18 protein-coding genes are annotated in these 23524 nt (G+C 66.0%); 11 read left to right on the top strand and 7 right to left on the bottom strand.

Translation table 11 applies throughout. The annotated features are described in order from the left end of the window. Positions 1 to 57: 57 nt before the first annotated feature. Positions 58 to 999: a VOC family protein gene (locus ACP99_RS07615; RefSeq protein ID WP_049986017.1), complete on the bottom strand. Its 942-nt coding sequence runs from the start codon at positions 997 to 999 to the stop codon at positions 58 to 60. Between the two features lie 165 nt (positions 1000 to 1164). Here ACP99_RS07615 and ACP99_RS07610 point away from each other — a divergent pair, with 165 nt between their 5' ends. Beyond that, complete coding sequence (locus tag ACP99_RS07610) at positions 1165 to 1725, top strand: hypothetical protein (RefSeq protein ID WP_049986016.1); 561 nt, start codon at positions 1165 to 1167, stop codon at positions 1723 to 1725. Between the two features lie 147 nt (positions 1726 to 1872). Here the strand turns inward: ACP99_RS07610 and ACP99_RS07605 are convergent, their stop codons facing one another. Continuing rightward, positions 1873 to 3594, bottom strand: coding sequence for a formate--tetrahydrofolate ligase (locus ACP99_RS07605; RefSeq protein WP_049986015.1), 1722 nt, complete (start codon positions 3592 to 3594; stop codon positions 1873 to 1875). A 355-nt stretch (positions 3595 to 3949) separates the two neighbouring features. On the opposite strand from ACP99_RS07605, the gene folP reads away from it, so the two are divergent. The 3 genes from folP to ACP99_RS07590 all read left to right on the top strand — a co-directional run bounded on the left by folP (position 3950) and on the right by ACP99_RS07590 (position 7414). Next, entirely contained in the window at positions 3950 to 6406 is a 2457-nt protein-coding gene (gene folP, locus ACP99_RS07600) for a dihydropteroate synthase (RefSeq protein ID WP_049986014.1), read from the top strand. Positions 6407 to 6481: 75 nt separating this feature from the next. Beyond that, the gene (locus tag ACP99_RS07595) at positions 6482 to 7075 is read left to right on the top strand and encodes a hypothetical protein (RefSeq protein WP_049986013.1); all 594 of its coding nucleotides are present in this window, start codon (positions 6482 to 6484) and stop codon (positions 7073 to 7075) included. Between the two features lie 90 nt (positions 7076 to 7165). After that, positions 7166 to 7414, top strand: coding sequence for a hypothetical protein (locus tag ACP99_RS07590; protein ID WP_049986012.1), 249 nt, complete (start codon positions 7166 to 7168; stop codon positions 7412 to 7414). A gap of 158 nt (positions 7415 to 7572) precedes the next feature. Here the strand turns inward: ACP99_RS07590 and ACP99_RS07585 are convergent, their stop codons facing one another. Further along, positions 7573 to 9318, bottom strand: a complete 1746-nt coding sequence (locus ACP99_RS07585) for a BCCT family transporter (protein ID WP_049986011.1) — start codon at positions 9316 to 9318, stop codon at positions 7573 to 7575. Between the two features lie 520 nt (positions 9319 to 9838). On the opposite strand from ACP99_RS07585, the gene ACP99_RS07580 reads away from it, so the two are divergent. Next, positions 9839 to 10222: a hypothetical protein gene (locus ACP99_RS07580; RefSeq protein ID WP_231554241.1), complete on the top strand. Its 384-nt coding sequence runs from the start codon at positions 9839 to 9841 to the stop codon at positions 10220 to 10222. Between the two features lie 44 nt (positions 10223 to 10266). Then, entirely contained in the window at positions 10267 to 10428 is a 162-nt protein-coding gene (locus tag ACP99_RS20435; protein WP_197052380.1) for a hypothetical protein, read from the top strand. A 71-nt stretch (positions 10429 to 10499) separates the two neighbouring features. On the opposite strand, the gene ACP99_RS07575 is transcribed toward ACP99_RS20435, so the two are convergent. Then, positions 10500 to 10943, bottom strand: coding sequence for a universal stress protein (locus ACP99_RS07575; RefSeq protein ID WP_049986009.1), 444 nt, complete (start codon positions 10941 to 10943; stop codon positions 10500 to 10502). A 187-nt stretch (positions 10944 to 11130) separates the two neighbouring features. Next, the gene (locus ACP99_RS07570; RefSeq protein ID WP_197052379.1) at positions 11131 to 13335 is read right to left on the bottom strand and encodes a (Fe-S)-binding protein; all 2205 of its coding nucleotides are present in this window, start codon (positions 13333 to 13335) and stop codon (positions 11131 to 11133) included. Positions 13336 to 13670: 335 nt separating this feature from the next. On the opposite strand from ACP99_RS07570, the gene ACP99_RS21175 reads away from it, so the two are divergent. From ACP99_RS21175 to ACP99_RS07550, 5 genes are all read left to right on the top strand, one after another. Beyond that, the gene (locus tag ACP99_RS21175; RefSeq protein WP_269319654.1) at positions 13671 to 13805 is read left to right on the top strand and encodes a hypothetical protein; all 135 of its coding nucleotides are present in this window, start codon (positions 13671 to 13673) and stop codon (positions 13803 to 13805) included. Positions 13806 to 14047: 242 nt separating this feature from the next. Further along, positions 14048 to 16516, top strand: coding sequence for a GcvT family protein (locus ACP99_RS07565; protein ID WP_331280762.1), 2469 nt, complete (start codon positions 14048 to 14050; stop codon positions 16514 to 16516). A 22-nt stretch (positions 16517 to 16538) separates the two neighbouring features. Further along, a complete protein-coding gene (locus ACP99_RS07560; RefSeq protein ID WP_049986008.1) occupies positions 16539 to 17294 on the top strand; it encodes an electron transfer flavoprotein subunit beta/FixA family protein in 756 nt (251 codons plus the stop codon). Position 17295: 1 nt separating this feature from the next. Continuing rightward, positions 17296 to 18267 carry an electron transfer flavoprotein subunit alpha/FixB family protein gene (locus tag ACP99_RS07555; RefSeq protein ID WP_049986007.1) on the top strand — a complete coding sequence of 324 codons (972 nt, stop codon included), beginning with the start codon at positions 17296 to 17298 and terminating at the stop codon, positions 18265 to 18267. 173 nt (positions 18268 to 18440) lie between these two features. Beyond that, positions 18441 to 19487: a PAS domain-containing sensor histidine kinase gene (locus ACP99_RS07550; protein ID WP_049986006.1), complete on the top strand. Its 1047-nt coding sequence runs from the start codon at positions 18441 to 18443 to the stop codon at positions 19485 to 19487. A gap of 87 nt (positions 19488 to 19574) precedes the next feature. Here ACP99_RS07550 and ilvA read toward each other — a convergent pair whose 3' ends face one another. Continuing rightward, positions 19575 to 20837 (bottom strand): threonine ammonia-lyase, encoded by a 1263-nt coding sequence (gene ilvA / locus ACP99_RS07545; protein WP_049986005.1) that lies wholly within the window; start codon positions 20835 to 20837, stop codon positions 19575 to 19577. Between the two features lie 58 nt (positions 20838 to 20895). Further along, on the bottom strand, positions 20896 to 23445 hold the full coding sequence (locus ACP99_RS07540; RefSeq protein WP_049986004.1) for a GcvT family protein: 2550 nt from the start codon (positions 23443 to 23445) through the stop codon (positions 20896 to 20898). Between the last annotated feature and the right edge of the window lie 79 nt (positions 23446 to 23524).

The raw sequence follows: 23524 nt of genomic DNA, 5'->3' as shown, positions 1-23524 counted from the left end.
TCAGTGAGGCTCGCTGCTAGGGGTCGATAGCGGTGTCTGGCGTTCCCGGGACCCGATTCAGTACGTGACGCGCTCCAGCGAGTCGATGCCGCCGACCCACTGGTGGTCGTCGCCGTCGCTGATGTCGTTTTCCTCCCACTCGACCGGCTCCCAGTGGGGGTCGAGCGTGAGGTAACTCCCGGTGTTGAACTCGATCCGGTGGCCGCTGGTGGGGTCTCGTGCGTACATAAACTCGCCCCGCGAGATCCCGTGCTGGCCGATCCCGTCGACCGGGACGCCGTTCTCGTTCATCACGTTGTGCGCCTCGAAGAGGTCTCTGACGCCGTCGACCTCGAAGGCGACGTGGTGGACGGCGGCGTCGTCGTCGGCGTGTTCGGACTGGACGATCGCGAGGTCGATCTTCACGCCGCAGGCGCTGAGGAAGGTCCCCCACCGGGAGCCGTCCTCGAGGTCGTAGTACTCCTGCTCGTCGAACCCGAGGACGTCGCGGATCCACTCGGCGCACTCCAGCGCGTCGCCGTCCCAGATCTGCAGGTGATCGATCCGATTCGGTGCGGTGGGGTGGTTCTCCGTGGGGTCGTACTGGCGGTTCTTGAGCTTCGAGCGGCGCTCCTTCGGCGGTTCGGGCTTCGCCATCTCGCCGTAAAGCTCGAAGCGGTGTCCGTTCGGCACCTCGAAGCGGATCGCCTCGCCCTGCCCCGCCTCGACGCCTTCCTCGACCCACGAGACGTCGATTCCCTCCGCTTCGAGGCGGTCGGCGAACGCCGCGACGTGTTCCGGTTCTTCGGTCTGCCAGCCGACGTGGTCGACGCCCGACTCCTCGGCGGCCGTCAGGCTGAGCGTGTGGTGGTCGTACTCCTCGACGCCGCGCAGGTAGGCGGTCTCGGCCGTCCGCTCGACGACCTCCAACCCCACGGTGTCAGAGAAGAACGACAGCGACTCCTCGACGTCCGGCGTTTCCAGCGCGACGTGCCCCAGCCGTGCGACTTCTGGCGACATACCACCGACTTCGACATCGCAAATAAAAACGGACCCGCAGATCCTCAGATTCTTGGATTCGCCCGAACCATCGAGGCTCGCGTTCGACGTCCGCGACAGCTGCCTGCGTTCACCCCGACGGCTGTGAGCCGACAGTCTGAGAACCCTCGCGCCCGAGGTTGGCGTATGGAACTCACCGCGGAAGCGATCGACGAGCGGGTCGAACGGTATCCCGATTACCAGCCGCTCTCGACAGTCGAGGACGAGCACGTCGACCTGTTGCCCGGGACGTTCGCCGACGGCGACTACGGCTGGCGCGACCCCGAGTGGGTCGTTCAGTGGTACGGCCGTCGGTTCCTGGGTGCGGTCCCGAACGCCGACCGCCGCGCGATCGAGGACGCCTACGACGAAAACGATTACGAGGACGTCCACGAGGCGATATCGGCCGCCGTCGAGGCCGACACGGCGGCGGAGATGCTGAGGCGGTTGACCGCGCTCTCGGGCGTCGACGTCCAGATCGGATCGGCGTTCTGCCAGTTCATCGACCCCGATCGGTACGTCGTTATCGACGAGCGGCAGTGGTCGACGCTGCGGGCGCTGGGCGAACTCGACGACGACTACCCCGACTCACCGACGGCGGCGGACTACGAGGAGTATCTGGAGACGTATCGGGCGATCGCCGACCGCTGTGACCGTTCGCTGTGGGACCTCTATCGGGCGCTCTGGGTATTCGCCGAAGAGCGGTGACAAGCGCCCCGGTCCATCCGGTCGTCGCCGTGTGGTCGCTGCTGGCGGCGCTATCGTTCTCGACGCCGTCAGCCGCAAAAAATCACCGCTCGTTCGACCGTCGCCGATTCTCGAACTGCCGTCGGGAGAGACAGCGCGTCGGCGGCCTCAGAACAGGCCGCTGATGTTGCCGTCCTCGTCGATGTCCATCCCCGCGGCGGCGGGCACGGCCGGGAGGCCCGGCATGTCGAGGACGTCGCCCGTTAGCGCGACAATGAAGCCGGCACCCGCGGAGGGGTACAGCTCGCGGACTTCCAGCTCCCAGCCCGAGGGCGCGCCCTTCTTCGAGGGGTCGTCGCTCAGGGAGTGGAACGTCTTCGAGAGACAGACCGGGACGTCGTCGAAGCCGAGGTCTTCGAGCCGTTCGATGTCGTCCTCCGCGCCGCCCGTGAAGTTGACGCCGTCGGCACCGTAGACCTCGGTCGCGACGGTCTCGATCTTCTCTTTGATCGGGGCGTCGTCGGGGTAGAGGTGGTCGAACTCGTCCTCGTCGCCCTCGTCGACGGCCTCGATGACGTTCTCGGCGAGGTCGACGCCGCCCTCGCTGCCCTCGGCGAAGACGTTCGACTCGGCGATGCGGACGCCGAGGTCCTCGCGGCAGTGATCGAGCACCGCCTGGACCTCCTCGTCCGAGTCGTCGGGGAAGCGGTTGAGCGCGACGACGACCGGGACGCCGAACTTCTGGAGGTTCCGGACGTGCTTGTCCAGGTTCGCGAACCCGGCTTCGAGTTCGTCGACGCCGGCTTCCTTGACCTCTTCGAGGTCGGCGGGCCACATGCCCATCCCGTGGTACTTCAGCGCGCGGACAGTCGAGACGAGCACGACCGCGTTCGGCGTCATGTCGCCGAGGCGGCAGACGATGTTCATGAACTTCTCCGCGCCGAGATCGGAGCCGAAGCCTGCCTCAGTGACGAGGTAATCGCCCATCCCGAAGGCGGCCTTGTCGGCGATGAGGGAGTTCGTCCCGTGGGCGATGTTCGCGAAGGGGCCGCCGTGGACGAACGCGGGCGTGCCCTCGAGCGTCTGAACGAGGTTCGGCTTGATCGCGTCCTTCAGCAGCATCGAGGCCGGGCCGGTCGCGTCGATGTCGTCGACGGTGACGGGGTCGCCGTCCTCGGTGTAGGCGACGATGATGCGGGCGACCCGCTCTTTGAGATCGGCGAGGTCCTCGGCGAGACAGAGGACGGCCATCAGCTCGGAGGCGGCCGTGAGGAGGAAGCGGCTCTCGCGGGGAGTGCCGCCGGAGGACCCGCCGAGGCCGATGACGATGTCGCGGAGTGCGCGCTCGTTCATATCCATCGCGCGCGGCCACGCGACGTCGTTGACGTCGATGTCGATCTCGTCGCTCTGGGAGATCTTCGCGTCGAGCATCGCCGCGATGAGGTTGTGCGCGGAGGTGAGCGCGTGGAGGTCGCCGGTGAAGTGGAGGTTGATGTCCTCCATCGGGAGCACCTGCGAGTAGCCGCCGCCGGCCGCGCCGCCCTTCACGCCGAAGACCGGCCCGAGCGACGGTTCGCGGATCGCGATCATCGCGTCCTCGCCGACGTGGTTGAGCGTCTGGCCGAGGCCGACGGTGGTGACCGTCTTGCCCTCGCCCATCGGCGTCGGGGTCATCCCCGTCACGAGCACGAGGTTGCCCTCCTTGTTCTCGGCGTTGTCACGAAGCCGGCTTACGGCGTCGTGCGACAGTTTCGCCTTATAGTCGCCGTACAGTTCGACGTCGTCGTCGCCGACGCCCCACGGTTCGAGGACGTCGCCGATCGGTTGTTTCTCCGCTTTCGTTGCAATCTCGTAATCTGTTGGGAAACCGCCCTCGTCTTCGGAGGCCATACTTTGCGGTGACCCGCGGAGGCCACGTAAGCGTATCGGAAAAAATTTACAGAAATCAGATAAGACGTGTTTCGAGCGCGTTTCGTTGGGCTCCGGATATATCGGAAATAGCTGTCCAAAAGAGGGATACATTTTTCGAAGCTGGGCTCGGAGACGGCTCGGCTCTGGAGAATATACCGACGACCGCTGGATATTTCCATCGCCCAGATTGCTGTCGGTCGCGGTTGACTGATTTAAGTATATCCGATATACTCGCAATCTGTCGGCCACCGTATAAATATCTGATTTGTAATAGTTTCCGCGGATCGACTCCGCTGCGATAGGTTAATCAGGTAACCGACGACGATACGTTGGTATGAAATACCACGAGGCGGCCGACTACCTCACCTCGTTCCAGCAGCGGCGGCCGAAACTCGGTATCGAGACCACGGCGCAGATGCTCGCGCACTTCGACGACCCACAGGACGACGTCGACTGCGTGCAGATCGCGGGATCGAACGGGAAGGGGAGCACCGCCCGGATGCTGGACAGCGTGCTGCGGCGAGCGGGCGTCAGCGTGGGTATCTTCACCTCGCCGGGCTTGAACGACTTCCGCGAACAGGTGCAGGTCGACGGCCGAAAGATTCCGAAGTCCCAACTCGCGACGTACGTCGAGGAGATCGCTCCCTGCATCGACCGACTCCGCGAGATCGACGACGAACCGACCCACTTCGAGGTCCTGACCGCCCTCGCGCTACGGCACTTCAGCGAGATGGACGTCGACGTGGCTATCCTCGAGGTCGGGATCGGCGGGCGGTACGACGCGACGAGCGCGGTCGACCCGATCGCGAGCGCCGTCACGAGCGTCAGCCTCGAACACACCGAACTGCTGGGCGACACCGTCGAGGAGATCGCGCGCGACAAGGCGCAGGTCGCGCCCGCCAACGCCCCGCTCGTCACGGGAGCGACCGGCGCGGCCCTCGAGGCGATCCGCGAGATCACCGAGGTCGTCGCGGTGGGGACGGAGGAGGGGACCGACGGGGATCGCCCGGACGTCGTCGCGATTGAACGCGGGATGCACTCGGCGGTCGAAAGCGACGTGCGGATCGCCGGTCCGGACTGGTCGGTCGAGACGCAGCTTCCACTTCTGGGCGCACACCAGGCCGCCAACGCCGGCGTCGCGGCGACGCTCGCACGACAGATCGCGGACGTCGATCCCGAAACCATCGCCATGGGACTCCGATCGGTCGTCTGGCCGGGGCGCTTCGAGATTATGTCCACGGAGCCGATGACCGTCCTCGACGGCTCGCACAACCCCGGCGCGGCGGAGACGCTCTCGGCCCTCCTCGACCGCTACACCTACGACGACCTCCATCTCGTCTTCGGCGCGATGGCGGACAAAGACCACGACGAGATGGTCGCGTCACTCCCGCCGGTTGCGTCGGCGTACGCGACCCGACCGGACCTCGATCGGGCCGCAGAGCCCGACGCGCTGGCCGAAACGCTCGAATCCCGCGCCGACGCCGTCGAGGTCGTGCCGTCGGTCGCCGAAGCCACCGAGGCCGCCATCGAAGCCGCCGACCCCGACGATTTCGTCCTCGTCACGGGCTCGCTGTACGCCGTCGCGGAGGCGCGGGACCGCTGGGCCCGCACGCTGGTGCCCGTCGTTCGACCCCGGGAGGCGCACGTGGACGCGTCCTTCGTGGGTGCGGCCTTCGACGTCCCGACCGCGGGTTCACCGGGCGGACCAGTGACCGCCGCGGACGTCGACCGACGCGTGTTCAGGACCTACCTCCGGCCCGACCAGGCCGAACGGGTCGCAGACCTCGCAACGGCAGTCGGCGTCGACTGCCGCCGCTCGCGGGCGGGCAGCCCACAGAAACTGGTCGCGACGGTGATCGCGGGCACGACCACGGGGCTCCGAGAGCTCGTCTCCGAACTCGCGGACGCGGACTTGGGACTCCGGCACGTCGCGACGCAACTGCGCGAACAGCTCGGACCGCAGGACCCTCCGAACGAGGCCGGCTTGGGCCCGCTCGGCGGCGACGACACGGCCGTGATGGGCATTCTCAACGTGACGCCGGACAGCTTTCACGACGGCGGGGAGTACGAGGCGGTCGACGCGGCCGTCGACCGCGCGCAGGAGCTGGTCGACGCGGGCGCGGAGATCATCGACGTCGGCGGCGAAAGCACCCGCCCCGGCGCGGACCCGGTCCCGGCCGCCGAGGAGATCGACCGAGTCGTCCCGGTGATCGAGGCGCTCGCCGACCTCGACGCCCCAATCTCCGTCGACACGTGGAAGGCCGAGGTGGCCGACGCGGCCCTCGCGGCCGGCGCGGACATCGTCAACGACGTCTCCGGGCTCGCGGATCCGGAGATGCCGTTCGTCATAGCCGAGCACGACGCGTCCCTCGTGTTGATGCACAGCCACTCGATCCCCGTCGACCCCGACGACACCCCGGTCTACGACGACGTCGTCGAAGACGTCATCGACGCGCTCAACGAACAGCTCATCCGGGCCGAACGGGCCGGGATCGACCCGGAGAAGGTCGTCGTCGACCCCGGTTGCGGATTCGGGAAGTCCCCCGAGGAGTCGTTCGCCCTCATCGACCGCGCCGCGGAGTTACGGGCGCTGGGCTGTCCGGTACTGATCGGGCACTCGCGGAAGTCGATGTTCGAGGGCGTCGATTACGCCGACGACGGGCGACTGACGCCGACGGTCGCGGGAACGGCGATCGCTGCCGACCGGGGCGCTGACGTCGTCCGCGTCCACGACGTCGAGGAAAACACCTCGGCGCTCCGCGTGGCGGAAGGTCGACTGACCCGGGAGTGACGGCACGCGGGATACGCACCGACTGCGCCGCGCTCGATCGATACACTTTCACCACGCGCTGTGATATCTCGTGTCGTGATTTTCCAGACAGCGTTGCTCCCCGTCGACGCGCTCGCGACGGCGTTGGCGGTATCACTACAGCTAGTCGACCCGTCGGCGGTCACGACGGTCCCCGCTTCCTACCGGGCGGCGCTGGCCTTTATGAGCAGTACGATCGTGGGCGGTGCCGTCCTCTATCTGTACGGAAACCGGCTGCGGACTGCCGTACGCGCCTCGACAGAGAGCGTCCCGCTCTCGGTGCTCTACGGACTGTTCGCGTACGCGCTGGCGGGCTTTCTCGTCGCCTACGGGCTCACGCAACTCGCCGGACTCGGCGTCGACTCGTCTGCGGTGCTGACGGTCGCGGCGGTCGCCCTCGCCGGCGCGTTGCTCACGCTCGGTGGGATCGGATACGTCGTCGTCGGCGCGTGGCTCGCCGAGAGCGCCGGCCTCGGCGACCCCTGGATCGGTCTGGTCGGCGTCGGTCTCCTCGGCGCAGTCGCGGTCCTCGTTCTCCCGGTCGCGCTGGGGGCCGTCGCCTGGTTCGGCATCGCGGCGTTCGGCATCGGGGGGTCGGTCCGTCGGTGGGTTCACGCCGACGCGGCCGAACGCGAGGCCAAGGGGCGCTGAGGCACACGTCCGGGGACCGATGCTCGGCACTCCCTTCCGACCGACGAGCCACCGCCCGAACCTAAACGCCTCCAGCCCGTAGTGTGAGGTATGCACCCTCCCCTCCCCCTCGCCGACGACGCACGGATCCTGCAGTTCCCGTTCGAGTCGCTCCCCGACCTCGTGAGCATCGCCGGCACGTTGGTCCTGCTCCTCTTACTCGTCGCCTTTGCGGGCGTGCTGTACCGCAGCGTGCGAGGCGACGGGATCCAGTGGCCCGACGACGTCGAACAGGACGACGACGGCGTCAGCCGACGCCCGCCGGGCGACGACGAAGAGGACGAGTGGAAGTTTTATTGAACCCGACGGACGGGTGTGACTAGAACCGCCCACTTGGGCGAACTGAACGCGCGACCGGTCCGAGCAGTCGCTGTCGACGGTCTCGGATTCGAGATAGGAAGGAAAGTGTCGGTTCTCGTCGTCGAAACGGGTCCGTTCAGCGAACTTTCGGGTTTCGATCAGTCACCTCCCTCGGTTTCTGCGCCGCCGCGAATCTCCGTTACGGTCTCGTTACCCGAGGTGACGACGTCGACCTCGTCTTGCTCCGTGAGATCCTGGATCCGCTCGGCGAACTGCTCGGAGGAGAGGATCTCGTGTTCGTTCTTCAGTCCCTGATAGACGGTGTAGCACATCAACACGAGGATGATCGCGAACGGGAAGCCGGTCGCGATCGCCGCCGTCTGCAGCGCGTTGAGTCCGCCACCGATGAGCAGGACCGCAGCGACCGCGCCCTCGGTGACGGCCCAGAAGATCCGCTGGACCTTCGGGACGTCGTGTTTGCCACCGGAGGTGAGGTGGTCGATGACGAGCGACCCCGAGTCAGAGGACGTGACGAAGAAGGTGATCACCAGGAGCGTCGCGAGCAGCCCGGAGATGGCCCCGAGCGGGAACTGCTCCAGCAGGGCGAACATCGCGACGGTCTGTCCGAGTTCGTTGTACGTCGCCAGCGCCGCACCGTTACCGACGAGGGTGTTCTGCAGTGCGCTCCCGCCGAACGCGGCGAGCCACAGCGTCGAGAACAGCGACGGCAGGAACAGCACGCCCATCACGAACTCGCGGACCGTCCGGCCCTTCGAGATACGCGCGATGAACATCCCGACGAACGGCGACCAGGCGATCCACCACGCCCAGTAGAACACGGTCCACGCGCCGACGGTGCCGCCACCCTCGCCGAGCGTCCCGGTGAAGAACGCGAGCGAGAGGAAGTTACCGAAGTACGCGCCGAGGCCTTCGACCCACGCACCGAAGATGTAGAGCGTGGGGCCGACGACGATGAGGAAGCCGAGCAGGGTCAACATCAGATAGAGGTTGATCGTGCTCAGCCGCTTGACGCCGCTTTCGAGACCGGCGGCGACCGAAATCGTCGCGATCAGGGTGATCCCGGCGATCAGCACTACCTGCGGCATCGTCCCGGTCGGGATGCTCACGAGACCGAGCATATCGCCGAGGACGTACGAGAGACCGGTGTTGACCTGTGCGACACCCAGTCCGAGCGACGTCGCCAGTCCGAACAGCGTCGCGAAGACGGTCACCAGGTCGATGAGGTGACCCGGCCACCCGTAAATTCGCTCACCGAGGAGCGGCCAGAAGATCGATCGGAACGTCAACGGGAGCCCGCGGTTGAACGAGAAGAACGCCAACCCGAGTCCCACGAGGCCGTAGATCGCCCACGGGTGGAAGCCCCAGTGGAAGAACGTCTGCGTCATCGCGGCGACACCGGCTGCGCCGGTCCCTGCCTCAGCGCCGAAGAACCCTGGCACGTTCGAGACGTAGTACAGCGGTTCCGAGACGCTGAAGAACATCAGGCCGATCCCCATACCGGCGCTGAACAGCATCGCCATCCACGCGAAGTCGGAGAACTCCTTTTCGGCTTCGACGCCGCCGATCCGGATCGTTCCGAACCGGCCGAGCGCGAAGTACAGGATGGTTACGATGAAGATGTTCACCGCGAGTAGGTAGAACCATCCGAAGTTGCCCTCGAAGAACCCACGAACCGCGCTGTACGCCTGCGCCGCTTGGTCTCCGAGAAGGATGGTGACGGCGATGAACACCGCGATCAACAGCAGTGCGACCGGGAAGACGATCGGGTGAATGTCGAACCCGAACCGCTGGATGTTGGTGTCTCCCGGGCTCCGGTCCGATTCCGGATGGAACAGTTCTACTTGCAACCCGTCGGACATCCCTCCGTCGTCGCTATCTGACATACGCTACCTCCGCTGAACCGCGATTGTTGTGAATTTCTGGTATCATCGTCTTGCGTTCGATTCGGGGTGAGCGGACTGCGTCGTCCCGCTCACACTGCCCCATTCCCGCCCTATTCGGTCGTTTGACTGTACGATCGACGCTGCGAGTGTCCCACCGCCGCTTACGTCGGTTGAGACACTCTTGGGTGGAGTGTTACACAACCTCACACATTAACAATCGTTGAGATATAATAAAACTTGGGCAATATTCGCCATTGAGCGACTGAAACCCGTCTAATACCACCATATGAGGGGAGCACTTGTTCGTTCGTACCGGGTTTTTTATCGGCCAGTGCGTTTACTACGGTGCAACGGCTCACTCTTCCTGTGGCGTAATTGACTGAATATGTGGACTAGGGGGCGAAACCCGACGTTTACGCGGTGATCGGCTCTGATGGCCTCCCCCAGGCACTGCAAGATCAAACACACGCAAACCTAAATACTCATCGTGATGGATTCTTTACGTGTTGTGTTCGGGTGGGTGAAGCACATTGGCGCCCGGGTTCTCGCCCCGCTCCGCGTCGATCCGGACAACTCCGGGTTCCGACTGTCGAGTCCCGAGACGAGCACGACGACGCTGGACGGTGACGTGGGGTGGGCGTCTCGACCACCCGCGCTGTTGCGTTGCAACCGGTGTGACAGCGACATCAGCCAGCGGTACCCGCTCGACGACATCGATTGCACCCGCTGCGTGGCCACGTACGACTACGACGAGTTCGCCGACCTCGAACTCCAGCATTTCCTCTGTCCCGTCTGCGGAAGCGAGATGGAACACGGACGGCGACACCCGGACGTCATCGACGTCCCGGAGTGGGCCACCTGCCACGGCTGTCGATACCACTGGGAGTTCCGACACGACTTCTGACGAGGCGACGATAGTATTATTTCTCTCTCGTGTCGTCTCGGTGTATGGACAATCCACTCGCGACGGCGGCGGCCGTCCTCGTCGTGGTGCTCTTCGTCGTCGCGCTGGGCGCGATGACGATCGGTAACTACGCCGCTGCCGGTGTGTTCTTCCTCTCGGCGAGCCTCGTCATCTACCTCCGAGAAAAGCGGTTAGTCAATCCCTGAGACGTCCGCAACAGGCGGCTTCCGACCGGTAAGCCGCCGGGTCGTTCGTCTCAGTCGCGCTTCGTTCCACGTCAGATTTCTTCCATCCGCATCCGCTGGCTGACGACCGGAACCGTCGCGCTGCGCACCACCTTGTCCATCGTGCCGCCGAGGAGGCCGCCGATCTTCCCGCGGTAGGCCGACCCCATCACGATGGCGTCCATTCCCTCGTCTTTCGCGTAGTCGACGATCTCCTCGCTCGGCGTGCCCGTCCGCATCTCTGTGACGATGTCGACGCCGTGCTCTCCGGCCATCTCCGAGAGCTCCGAGAGCACCTGATCGCCGTATCGGCGGTAGTCCTCCCGCATCTTCTCCTCGTCGTCCCGCAGTGCCAACGCCCGCGGTGCGCCGGGTAAGTCGATGACGTAGAGGCCGTGAACGGTCGATCCGAGTGCAGCGGCGAGTTCGATCCCGTGTTTAGCGCCCTTTTCGGCTTCGTCGCTCCCGTCGTAGGGTATCAGTATTTGATCGTACATCCCTGCGAACCATTCGCACTGACACGACCCGCTCACAAATAACTTTCCGCGTTTATCGACACGAACGAACGAAATCTGGCAGAGAATCGCGATAGAGGGCGCACCGACCGGGATCAGACACGTCGGCTCTCCGAACGGAACGACGATCGGTCAGACCGACTACCGACCGAGACGGACCCCGGGACGCTCAGTCGGCCTGGCTGGTCGCGCCCGCTGCGCCCGTCGCATCGACACCCGGGCCCGCCTCGATCGCCTCGACGAGCAGTTCGGCGACGTCGACGATCTCGATGTCGTCCTCGTAGCCGCCGGTCTTCATCCCGTCCTCGTACATCGTCATACACATCGGGCAGGCGACGACGAACTTCTCGACGGCCGATCCGGCGTCGGTGTCCTCGAGGGCCTCCCGCATCCGCTCCTCGCTCGGTTTCGATTCCTCGTCGATGTCCATCCAGAGGCCCCCGCCCCCGCCGCCGCAGCAGAACGACTCGTTGCGGTTTCGGGGCATCTCAGAGAGCGTCGCGCCGGTCGCGCGGATGAGCGACCGCGGGGCCTCGTACTCGTCGTTGTACCGACCGAGGTGACACGGATCGTGGTACGTCACCGTGTAATCCAGTTCGGTGCCCTGTAGCCCTAACCGACCCTCGTCGACGAGTTCCTCGATCGCCTGCGTCCAGTGGAGCACCTCGATTTTCCCGTCCTTGTTCCACTCGCCGTCGAACTCGAACTGCATCAGCGGCTCCTCGGCGAAGTCGGCGTACTCGATCTCCGGGTACTCGTTCTTGAACGTGTTGTACGAGTGCGGGTCCGTGCAGATGATCTTCTCGGGGTCGACTTCCTCGAAGCGCTCGACGTGATAGCCCGCGAGGTCGACGTAGAGGAACTCCTCGCCCAGCCGCCGGATGTCGTTGCCGTCGTACTTCTCCTCCTCGAAGAGGATGCCGTACTCCACGTCGGCGTGTTCGAGGATCTTCGCCAGCGAGCGGGCCACCTTCTTGTTCCGCTCGTCGTAGCTCGGGTAGTCGCCGACGTACCAGAGGTACTCGACGTCCTCCTCGCGGGCGTCGGTGACCTCGAAGTCGAGTTCGTCGGCCCAGTCGGCGCGCTGCTCCGGCGGGTCGCCGAAGGTGTTGCCCATCCCCATGATGTTGTCGAAGGTGTCCTGGACGTTGGAGTCGACGTCGCCCTGGTCCGTCAGCTGACGGTTCATTCGCGTGAACGAACTGAGGTGCTCGATGTCGACCGGACAGGCGTCCATACAGGCCATGCAGGCCATACAGGACTCCATCGTCGCGGCGTCGACGACGCTCTCGCCGCCGTCGACGACGCTCTCGCCGCCGTCGGCGACGATGTCGACCTCCTCGGCCTCGCCGGCGTCCAGCGCGTCGCGGTACTGCTTGAGGTCCAAGATGACGTCCCTCGGGTCCAGCGGCCGCCCCGAGGACTCCGCGGGACAGGCCGACGAACACCGGCCGCACTTCGTGCAGGCGTCCTGATCGAGCAGTTCCTTCCACGTGAAGTCCGAGACCTCCTCGGCCCCGGTGTCGGCGTCGAGATCGGCGGGGATGCCCGGCAGCCGCGCCCCGGCCTTCTCGTCGCGGGTGACGATGTTCGCGTACGAGGAGAGCATGTGGAACGGCTTGCCGAACGGGATCGCCGCGATGAACGCGAACGCCAGCAGCGCGTGAGACCACCAGACGGCGGGGTAGATCGCCTCCGCCGTCAACTGCGTCATCCCGGCGAGCGCGAGCACGTCGGCGACGAACCAGCCGACGAAGCTGACCGTCTCGAACTCCGGGAAGCCGGTGCCGAGGATGCGGAGCCCCTCGGTGAGGTAGCCGCCGACGCCGAGGAGAAAGAGCGCCCAGATGAAGAGGTCGTCTTCGAGGCTCGTGTGCTTTCCGTGGAGCCGCCACTTGCGCGCGGCGTACCGGCGGTACAGCGCGACGCCGACGCCGACGACGAAGAGCAGCCCCATCGCGTCCATCACCAGCGAGTACGAGAGGTAGAAGTCGCCGACGAAGAAGGACTGCTCGGTGCCGACGAGCCCCGTGATCGGCTGGTAGATGTCCATGTCGATCGCGAGGATCGTCGTCCCGATAAGCAGCGTCAGAAAGCCCCAGAGGATGAACGCGTGCATCAGCCCGCCGACCGTGTCGCGGTCGAAGAGCTTGCGGTTCGAGAGGACGATTCGGGCGCTGGAGACGATCCGACCGGGGAGGTCGTCGAGCCGGTCGAACCAGTCTTCCTGTCCGGTCGTGAGTCGGTCGACACGCCGGTACACGCCGTAGCAGAACACGAGGATCGTTACCGCGGCGAGCACGTAGAACACGATCTCGCCGAGGTGACTGATCCCCCAGAACGTGGGCCTCGTTACTGTTTCCTCGGCAACCATAACGATTGGTAATTCGCCAATCTCGGCATAAATCTTGGCACGAAAGGCCGGACGCATTCGTCGTCTGTCGTTTTCGCCGGCTCGATCTCCCGATCCGGTTTCCCGTCTCGCGGGCGCGCGAGGGGCTTGCGACCGCGAAGAGGGTTGGCTCGGACCACGACGGACCCGGTAGCTGTCAGCGGCGTTTGAGAACTCATCAGCCGCCGTGTGGTTAATCTCATCCTATCGGCCCTTTGACGTTCTGTGGCGGTGCTGTCCGTCCCGGATGCGTCGACAGCGTCTCCGGCGGGGTTGTCCCTACAATTATACGTCGGCCCCACGAAGCGAACGGCGAAATGAACGCTCCCGCTCGATTCGACCACGAAGTGTGGACCGCCGGCCTCGCGACAGTTCTCAGCTACGGCCTCGGATTGCTCGGGTTGTTCGTGCTGCTGTTCGTCGTGCCGTTCCTGCTGTTTCTCCTCGTCTGAGCGAGCACGGCCGTATAAAATGAGGTGTAGTATTGAGGGCGTGGTTAATTATTGTTAGGTAGGAAATCTACACGCGTACGGAGTATGGGTGTTACCAGCGGACAGACGTGTGGGGCCGTGTCGCGTGACACCAAAAACCAAGATGAACGAACGCAAACTCGAGGTTAGACGTCTATGAGCACGAACGAACTTCCAGAAAGCGCAGGTACAGTAATTATCGGGGCCGGAATCGTCGGCAGTTCCTGGCGGGGGAACTGGCCGAGCGAGGCCGCGAGGACATCCTCCTGATCGACAAGGGGCCGCTCTCGGACCCCGGCGGATCGACCGGACACGCGTCGAACTTCATTTTCCCGGTCGAACACAGCAAGGATATGACCCAGCTGACCTCCGACAGCCGGGACATCTACCGCGAGTTCGACACCTTCACGAACTCCGGCGGGATCGAGGTCGCCCGCACCGACGAGCGGATGGAGGAGCTCAAACGGCGCGTCGTCTCCGCGAAGTCCTTCGGCGAGGACGCGGAGCTTCTGACGCCCGAAGAGGTCGAGGAGCTCGTTCCGTACGTCAACACGGACATCATCAAAGGCGGCTTCTACAGCAAGGGCGCGGGAACGTGTGACCCGCTTCGCGCCGGGGAACTCTACCGCCAGCAGGCGAAAGAAAAGGGCGCGCTCAGCACGGCGGCGAACACCGAAGTGCTGGACATGCACGTCGAGGGCGGTGAGATCCAGGCCGTCGAGACGGACAAGGGGACCGTCGAGGCCGACGAGGTCATCATCGCCGCCGGGCTGTGGAGCCCGAAGATCGCCGACATGGCCGGCGTCGACATCCCGCTCACTCCGGCCGTCCACCAGATGGTCTCCGTGGGTCCCATCGACCGCTTCGAGGAGGGGCCCGAGGGCGAGATCAACTACCCGGTCATCCGGGATATGGACACCCAGATGTACGAGCGCCAGCACGGCAACGACATCGAGGTCGGCTCCTACGAGCACCGACCCATCCTCTGGGACGTCGAGGACGTCCCCTCCATCGAGGAGTCGCCGCTGTCGCCGACGCAGCCGCCGCTGACCGAGGACGCCTTCGAGCAGTCGATGGAGCACGCGCTCGAAATCATCCCCGACCTGCTCGACGATCCCAGCGCGGGCGTCCGCCACTCGATCGACGGGCTGCTCTCGGTCACGCCCGACGGGCACCCGCTGCTCGGTCCGATCCCGGAGGTCGACGGGCTCTGGTCCTGTGCGGCCATCTGGATCAAGGAAGCGCCCGCGATCGCTCGTGAGGTCTCGAAGTGGATGACGCAGGGTCACCCCGACATCGACATCGTCGCCCACGACCACGTCGCCCGCTTCGACGAGTACGGCGAGACGAACGAGTTCGTCAAGAGCCGCGCCCACGAGGGCTACCAGAAGATCTACGGCATCGTCCACCCGCGCGAGCAGTGGCAGTCCACGCGGCCGCTCCGGACCAGCGCGTTCTACAACCGTCAGGAGGACTTGGACGCCGAATTCTTCGAGGCCGGCGGCTGGGAGCGACCCCGCTGGTACGAGTCGAACGCCGACCTCGTCGACAAGTACGAGGATCAGATCGAAGACCTCCAGCGCCCCAACGAGTGGGACAGTCGCTGGTGGTCGGACATCATCCTCGGCGAGCACCTGCACCTGCGGAACAACGTCGGGATGGTCGGCGACACCGGCTTCGGAATCTTCGACATCATCGGCAGCGACGCCGAGGAGAATATGGAGCGGCTCTGCGTCGCGCGGATGGACATCGACGTCGACGACGCGGTCTACACGCCGATCCTCGCACCGAACGCGGGGTTCGTCGCTGACCTGACCGTCGCGCGTCTCGGCGAGAACCACTACCGCGTCATCACCGGCGGTGCCCACGCCGGCCAAGACCGCACGTGGTTCGGGAACCACCTCGAGGGCGACGCCGAACTCATCGGTCGCTCCTCCGAACTCTGCACGCTCGGCGTGTGGGGTCCGAACGCCGAAGCGCTGATGGACTCCATCAGCGAGGAGCCGATGACCGCCGACTCCTTCGACTTCGCGGAGATGAAGGACGTCACGATCAACGGCGTCAGCGCCAAGGCGCTGCGGATCTCCTACGTCGGCGAGTTCGGCTGGGAGATCTACGCGCCGATGGACCGCGGCCAGCGCCTCTGGGATACGATCTACGAGGCCGGTCAGGAACACGACATCCGTCCCGTCGGCACCGGCGTCTACGGCGAGACAGGCCGGATGGAGAAGAGCTACCGCCTGATGGGCGCGGAGCTCGAGATCGACTACAACCCCGCCGAGGCGGGGCTGACCTTCCACGGCGTCAAGGACGCCGACTTCATCGGCAAGGAGGCCTACGCGGCGGCGATCGACGAGGAGAACACGGCGACGCTGTGTACGCTGTCGGTCACGGACCACACGCCCGACGGCGGCGAGCCGCGGTTCATGACCGGCGGCGAACCCGTCCTCGATCAGGACGGGAACGTCCTCATCGACGACGAGGGCCGCCGCTCCTACGTCACCTCCGCCGGAACCGGCCCCTCGGTCGGCAAGCACCTTCTCCTCTCTTACCTGCCGCAGGAGTACGCCAACGAGGGCGAACAGCTCCAGGTCGAGTACTTCGGCCAGCAGTACCCCGTCGAGGTCGAGGTCGCCGGCAACGGCGGCGTCTTCGACCCCGAGAACGACCGTCTCTTCCGCAACGAGTACTGAACGGAGGGAACGGAGACACACTATGGAGATACTCACAGCAATCAAGCGCGTTCCGGAAACGGGCGCGAAGGTCTCACTGACCGACGACAAGCGGGACATCGACACGACGTCGCTGGGCTTCACGTTCAGCCCCCACGAGGAGTGCGCCGTCGAGGAGAGCGTCCAGCTCGTCGAGGAACACGGCGGCAACGTCACCGTCCTCACGCTCGGCCCGGAGGACGCGACCGAACAGCTCCGCTCGTCCATCGCGATGGGAGCCGACGACGGCATCCTGCTGGACGGCGGCGACGAGGAGTGGGGCCCCGTCGGCACGGCCAGCGCCATCGCCGAGGCGGTCGAGGGAAGCGACACGGGCTACGACCTGCTGCTGTTCGGCAACGAGTCCGCCGACGCGGCGAACCACCAAGTCGGCGTCCGCGTGGCAGAACAGCTCGGGCTGCCCTGCGTCACGGGCATCAAAGACCTCGAAGTCGCCGACGGGACCGCGACGGCGAAACGCGAGATCCCCGGCGGCTCCGAGGTCTACGAGATCGACCTCCCGGCCGTCATCACGGTCAAGGAAGGTCTAAACGAGCCGCGGTACCCCTCGATGCGCGCGAAGATGCAGGCGCGGAAGGCCTCCGTCGACCAGCAGTCGCCGGAGCCGCGCGCTGAGGGTCTCGAACTCGTCGAACTCGAAGTGCCCGAGACCGACGACAGCCCCGCGGAGATTCTCGGAGAGAGCTCCGAGGCGGCCGAGGACGTCGTCGACGTCCTCGAGGAACTGGAGGTGGTCTGAGATGGTACTCACGATCGTCGAACACGACGACGGCGAACTCGACGACGTCTCGCTGCAGGCGCTCGCGCTCGCTCGCGACGTCGCCGAACAGACAGGCGAATCGCTGGACGCGGTCGCGTTCGGCCCCGGAGCCGACGCGGTCGCCGAGGCGGCCGGCGCACACGGCGTCGAGACGCTGCACACCGTCGAGGACGACGCGCTCGCGGACTACGCGCCGGAAGCGTACGGACGGGCGGTCGTCCAGTGCGCCGAGGAACTCGGCACGGAGGCCGTGATCGCACCCGGCACGGACCGCGGCGCGGAGACGCTCTCGCACGCGGCCGCGAAACTCGACGAGCCGATGGCCGCGGAGGTCACCGACGTCGAGGTCGGCGAGGCCTACGAGCTCACCCGGCAGCGCTGGGGCGGCACGCTCATCGAGCACTCGAAGCTCACCGCCGACACGAACCTGCTCACCGTCGCGGCCAACGAGGTCTCGCCGAGCGAGACCGGCGGCGACGCGGCCGCGGTCGAGCCGTTCGCGCCGGACGTAGACGACGGCGACCTCCGCGTGCAGCTCACCGATATCGAGCAGTCCGACGTCGAGGGCGTCCCGCTCGGAGAGGCCCGGGTGGTCGTCTCCGGCGGCCGCGGCACCGACGGCGACTTCTCGGAGCTGGAAGCGCTGGTCGAGCGCGTCCCGAACGCCGCACTCGGATCCTCGCGGGCGGCGGTCAACGAGGGCTGGCGGCCGCACGACGACCAGATCGGCCAGACCGGCGCGAAGATCGCCCCGGAGATCTACATCCCCGCCGGGATCAGCGGGGCCGTCCAGCACATGGTCGGCTGTAAGGGCGCGGAGAACATCCTCGCGATCAACACCGATCCGGAGGCCGCGATCATCCAGAAGGCCGACTACGCGGTGATCGCCGACCTCCACGAGGTCGCGCCCGCGATCGCCGAGGAACTCGAGGCCCGCGGACACGCAGAGTAGATCTCTCGGTCACCGACCTTTTGCGACCGACGCCCGGAACGCGTCGTCGAACCGCCAGCGGATCGGCGTCGGGGGTGACGGCCGAGCCGCACACGTCGAATCTTTTGCACGACTGACCGCTCCACGGAGGAGCCGTGTGCGGGATTTATTTCCCCGGGTGTGAATGAATCCCTATGACGGACACCTCGCTCGGTCAACGTCGCGATTTTCGGACGTTGTTCGATCAGCTCGAGGGAGTCGCGCTCTGGACGGCGAGTCAACCTGACGAATTCGAGTACATCAGCGACGGGTTCGAGGACATCTGGGGCATCCCGTCCGAAGAGGTGAAAGACGACGTCGATCGGCTGCTCGAAACCATCCACCCCGACGACCGAGAGCGCGTTCGGGACAACATCGAGTCGTCGGATCCACAGGAGATGGCCGACTCCTACGAGGCCCGCATCGTCCGGCCGGACGGAACGGTACGCTGGGGGCTCACGCGCCAGGTCCTCCTCCGAGATAGCGAGGGCAACCTGACGGAGGCCGTCGGTATCACCATCGACATCACGGAGCAGAAGCGCCGCGAGCGGGAACTCGAACTGTTGAACCGGATCGTCCGACACGACATCCGAAACGACATGGCGGTCGTGCTCGGCTGGGCCGAACTGCTCGACGAACACGTCGACGAGGAGCGACAGGAGTACCTGCAGAAGATCCTCGCCAGCGGCGAACACATCATCGAACTGACCGAGGTCGCGCGCGACTACGTGGAGACCATCACCTCGGGGACGGACCTCACCGTCGAACCGGTCTCGTTACACGCGGTCCTCACGACCGAACTGTCGCTTCGGGAGGAGTCGTTCCCGGAGGCCGAGTTCAGGTTCGACGGCGTCCCGTCGGACGTGGCGGTGACCGCGAACACGATGCTCAGTTCCGTGTTCCGAAACCTGCTGAACAACGCTGTCCAGCACAACGACAAGGAGACGCCCGTCGTCGAGGTCTCCTGTGAGGTACGCGAGGAACACGTCGCGGTCCGGGTCGCCGACAACGGGCCGGGGATTCCGGACCGCCAGAAGGACGTCGTGTTCGGGAAGGGCGAGAGCGGACTCGGTAGTTCCGGGACGGGCATCGGGCTCTACCTCGTCGACCAGTTGGTCCGGCAGTACGGTGGCGACGTCTGGATCGAGGACAACGACCCGACCGGGACGGTTGTCGTCGTCCAACTCCCCCGAGCCGAGTGATCGAACCGCCGAGCCCCGCGATCGGGTGTCGCAGCGTTCGTCGCCGATTACTCACTCCGCCGTCGAAGTCGGTCCCTCGCTCGGAATCTACGCGTCGGCCCGCGTCACGTCGTCGACGCTGTAGTCCGCGCTCTCGATCGCGTCGACGATGGACGCGGCGTGTTCGGCACCGCTCGTCTCGACGGTGAACACGAGGTAGGCCTCGCCGACTTCCAGGTCCTCGACCGAGCGGTCGTGACGCACGTCGTGGATGTTCGCCTCCTGTTCGGCGATGATGCCGGAGAGTTCGTGCATCTTCCCCGGGCGGTCGTCGATGCGGACGCGCAGGCGGATGCGCTGCTTCCGCTGGGTGAGCGCGTGGACGACCACCGTCTGTAACTGCGTCATGTCGAGGTTGCCGCCGCAGAGCAGCGGCATCACGGTCTCGCCGGAGACGTCGAGGTCGTCGGAAAGGAGCGCCGCCACGGAGGCCGCGCCCGCGCCCTCGACGACCTGTTTGGCGCGCTCCATCAGGAAGAGGATCGCTTGCGCGATCTGGGTGTCGGTGACGGTGACGACCTCGTCGACGTTCGCTTGGATGATCGACAGGGTGGCCTCCGAGATCCCGCCGGTCGCGATGCCGTCGGCGATGGTGTCGACCTCGTCGAGCGTGACCGGAATGCCCTTGTCGAGGCTCTCGTGAACGGTCTCCGCCCCGGTGGCCTGCACGCCGACGACGCGCGTCTCCGGCGAGAGGTGCTTCAGCGCCGTGGAGATCCCGCTGATCAGGCCGCCGCCGCCGATGGGGACGATCACGGTGTCGACGTCGGGGTTGTCGTGGTACATCTCGGTGCCGAGCGTGCCCTGCCCGGCGATGATGTCGGGATCGTCGTAGGCGTGGACGAAGGCGGCGTCGCTCTCCTCTACGGCCGCCTGGGCGTGGCTCATCGTCTCCTGGAAGTCCTTGCCCTCCAACTTCACCGTCGCGCCGTAGCTCCGCGTGGCGTCGACTTTCGCCTGCGGGGCGTCTTCGGGCATGTAGATCGTCGAGTCCGCGCCGCACTTCGTCGCGGCGAGCGCGACGCCCTGGGCGTGGTTGCCGGCGCTGGCGGCGACGAACTCCTCGACGCCCTCGGCGACGTCCTGGCTGATCTTGTTGTACGCGCCGCGGGTCTTGAACGAGCCGGTCCACTGGAGGTGTTCCATCTTGAGGTACACCTCCGCGTCGACGAGCGCGCCGAGGGAGGTGCTCTTCTCGACGGGCGTCTGCTTGACGACGGTGTCGTCGTCGAGGCGTTCGCGTGCGCGTTCGATGTCAACGTACTGCACGGGCAATGCGTCGTGTTCGGTGTCGGATTCTGTGTCGGTCATGGGATGCGATAGTGAGTCGGGATCGGAGCGATCCGCCGTTGTCCGTGAGGACTCGCCCCTACCGGATGATCTTTTCGCGGCCGGGGTCGAACAGCGGTTCGTCCCTGACGGTCGCGTCGTACAGTTCGCCCTCACAGCGGACCTGCACGTCGGTGCCCGCTTCGGTGTACTCCGTCGGGAGGTACGTGTAGGCGATCGACTCGCCGACGCTGTAGCCGAAGTCGGCGGCCTGCACGTACCCCTGCGGCTCGCCGTCGACGAGCACCGGCCGGCCGCTCAGGAGCACGTCGTCGGAGTCGTCCAGCGTGATCGGCGTGATCTCGTCGTCGATCCCCGACTCCTTCGCGGCCTCGAGCGCCTCCTTGCCGATGAAGTCGGTGTCGAGGTCGACGGCGAAGCCCAGCCCCGCCTCGTAGGGGTTCGAGTCGGTGTCGATGTCGGTGCCCCAGAGGCGGAAGCCCTTCTCCAGCCGCATCGATTCGAGCGCGCCGCCGCCCATCGGCCGGACGTCGAGGTCCTGGCCGGCCTCCCAGAGCGTCTCCCAGAGGCGCTGGCCGTACTCGGTGGGGGCCCACAGCTCCCAGCCGAGTTCGCCCACGTAGGAGACGCGCAGCGCGATGACCGGCACCTCGCCGACGTAGATCTGCTTCGCCGTGAAGTACGGGAAGCCGTCGTTCGAGACGTCGGCGTCGGTGACGCGCTGGAGCAGCAGCCGCGATTTCGGCCCCCATAGGCCGATCGTGCTCCGCGCGCCCTCCTCGATGTGCACGGAGACGCTCTCGGGGGCGTGCTCCTTCAGCCAGCCGCCGTGGATGCCGGGGGAGTTGCCGCCGCCGGTGGTCACGAGGAACCGCTCCTCGTCGAGGCGGACGACCGTGACGTCCGCGAGGATGCCCCCGCCCTCGTTCAACAGCAGCGAGTAGCGGACCTTGCCGACCGCACTGTCAACGTCGTTGCTGCACATCCGCTGGAGGAAGTCGGTGGCTCCCTCCCCCTCGACGACGATGCTGCTGAAGGAGGTCATGTCGAACATCGAGACCGCATCGCGGGTGTGGAGGTGCTCTGCGCCCTCGATCGCCGAGCGGTTGATCCCCTGCCAGCCGTCCTGCTCGGGGATCTCCTCCTCGTACTCGTCGACGAGGTCGGCGTTCGACTCGTACCACTGCGCGGACTCCCAGCCGCCGGACTGGTAGAACTCCGCGCCCAACGCTTTCTGCTGGTGGTAGAACGGGCTCGTGCGGAGGCCGCGGTGTTCGCTCGGCTGCCAGCGCGGCTCGACGATGCTGTAGACCTGCTGGTAGCGCTTCGCGCCCTTGTCGACGAAGTACTCCTTCTCGCCGGCGTGGGGCTCGAAGCGGCGGACGTGGACGCCGCCGGTGTCGACCGGGCCGGAGGGCAGCCGCGGCACGCCGTTCTCCATCCACTCGGCGACGATCTTGCCGTAGCCGCCGGAGTGGGTCCACCAGATCGCCAGCGCGCTCCAGAGGCCGTCGACCTGCGCGGTCGGCCCGACGGCGGGCATCCCGTCGGGGGTGAACACGAAGATGCCGTTCTCGGTCATCTCGTAGTCGACGTCCTCGGTCATCGGGAGCAGTTCGTCGAACGCCTGCTTCGCGGACTTCTCGCGGTCCGGGTGCGTCGGCTCCTCCCAGTGCTCGCGGGTGAACCCGCGCACCGACGCCTGTCGGTCGTCGTTCTTCCCCATCGCGTCGGGGTCGACAGAGAGCGTCTCGTGGTTGTACGAACCGAGCCCGAGCGAATCCTCGTGCGTGCGGAAGTACAGCGAGTTGTCCTGGTCGCGACCGACGGGCTGGTGCGGGGCTTCGCTCATGTACTCCTGGATGCTGCGGTCTCCCGGAACCAGCAGGCCGTCGGTGTTCTCGCCGATGGTCGAGTCCGCCTCGGCGAGTTCCGCCAGCGGCTCGGTGACGACGTACTGGTGTTCGACGGGCGCGATCGGCAGGTCCAGTCCGGCCATCTGCGCCGTCTGATAGCCCCAGTTGTTCGTCGCCATCACGCAGCGGTCGCACTCGATCGTGCCGCGGTCGGTCTCGACGGCGGTGACCTCGCCGCCGGAGACGTCGAGGTCCGTCACCTCCGTGTTGCCGAAGAAGTCCGCGCCCGAGTTCGCGATGTACCACTGCAGGGCGGCGATCCCGTCGACCCGGCCGTCCGTCGGGGAGTAGTAGCCGCCGAGGATCTCGTCTTCGTTCACCAGCGGGAGCTGCTCTGTGACCTCCTCGGGCGAGAGCAGTTGCGGGTCGGGAAGGCCGTAGGACTCGGCCCACTCGACGCGCCGTTCGAGGAAGTCCATCCGCTCCTCGCTGCGCGCGAGTTCGATGCCTCCGACCTCGTTGTAGACGCCCGCGTCCGAGAGCAGCCGACTCGTGTAGTGGGCCGCCTTCGTCTGGAGCTTCGACGGGGACGTCTGGAACATGATCCCCGGCGCGTGCACCGACGACCCGCCGGTGACCGGGAGCGGCCCCTGATCGACGACGACGACGTCCTCTGCGCCGAGTTCGTGGAGGTGGTAGGCGACGCTGCAGCCGACCGCGCCAGCGCCGACGATGACTGTCTCCGCCTGCGACGGAAGTTCCGGTGTGCTCATTCGTGTTCGTCTCAGGGTGACGGTGTCACGGGCTTAAATACCACGGTGACCGATCAAACGCGGAATCGGAAACGAGCGT

The organism is Halobellus rufus, assembly GCF_000739575.1.
Lineage (GTDB): Archaea > Halobacteriota > Halobacteria > Halobacteriales > Haloferacaceae > Haloquadratum > Haloquadratum rufum.
This window is presented reverse-complemented; position numbering and strand designations above follow the sequence as displayed.

Bases quoted from the DNA above. Each gene is read 5' to 3' on its own strand.
- ACP99_RS07615 (WP_049986017.1), bottom strand. From the start codon at position 999: ATGTCGCCAGAAGTCGCACGGCTGGGGCACGTCGCGCTGGAAACGCCG.
- ACP99_RS07610 (WP_049986016.1), top strand. From the start codon at position 1,165: ATGGAACTCACCGCGGAAGCGATCGACGAGCGGGTCGAACGGTATCCC.
- ACP99_RS07605 (WP_049986015.1), bottom strand. From the start codon at position 3,594: ATGGCCTCCGAAGACGAGGGCGGTTTCCCAACAGATTACGAGATTGCA.
- folP (WP_049986014.1), top strand. From the start codon at position 3,950: ATGAAATACCACGAGGCGGCCGACTACCTCACCTCGTTCCAGCAGCGG.
- ACP99_RS07590 (WP_049986012.1), top strand. From the start codon at position 7,166: ATGCACCCTCCCCTCCCCCTCGCCGACGACGCACGGATCCTGCAGTTC.
- ACP99_RS07585 (WP_049986011.1), bottom strand. From the start codon at position 9,318: ATGTCAGATAGCGACGACGGAGGGATGTCCGACGGGTTGCAAGTAGAA.
- ACP99_RS20435 (WP_197052380.1), top strand. From the start codon at position 10,267: ATGGACAATCCACTCGCGACGGCGGCGGCCGTCCTCGTCGTGGTGCTC.
- ACP99_RS07575 (WP_049986009.1), bottom strand. From the start codon at position 10,943: ATGTACGATCAAATACTGATACCCTACGACGGGAGCGACGAAGCCGAA.
- ACP99_RS07570 (WP_197052379.1), bottom strand. From the start codon at position 13,335: ATGGTTGCCGAGGAAACAGTAACGAGGCCCACGTTCTGGGGGATCAGT.
- ACP99_RS21175 (WP_269319654.1), top strand. From the start codon at position 13,671: ATGAACGCTCCCGCTCGATTCGACCACGAAGTGTGGACCGCCGGCCTC.
- ACP99_RS07560 (WP_049986008.1), top strand. From the start codon at position 16,539: ATGGAGATACTCACAGCAATCAAGCGCGTTCCGGAAACGGGCGCGAAG.
- ACP99_RS07555 (WP_049986007.1), top strand. From the start codon at position 17,296: ATGGTACTCACGATCGTCGAACACGACGACGGCGAACTCGACGACGTC.
- ACP99_RS07550 (WP_049986006.1), top strand. From the start codon at position 18,441: ATGACGGACACCTCGCTCGGTCAACGTCGCGATTTTCGGACGTTGTTC.
- ilvA (WP_049986005.1), bottom strand. From the start codon at position 20,837: ATGACCGACACAGAATCCGACACCGAACACGACGCATTGCCCGTGCAG.
- ACP99_RS07540 (WP_049986004.1), bottom strand. From the start codon at position 23,445: ATGAGCACACCGGAACTTCCGTCGCAGGCGGAGACAGTCATCGTCGGC.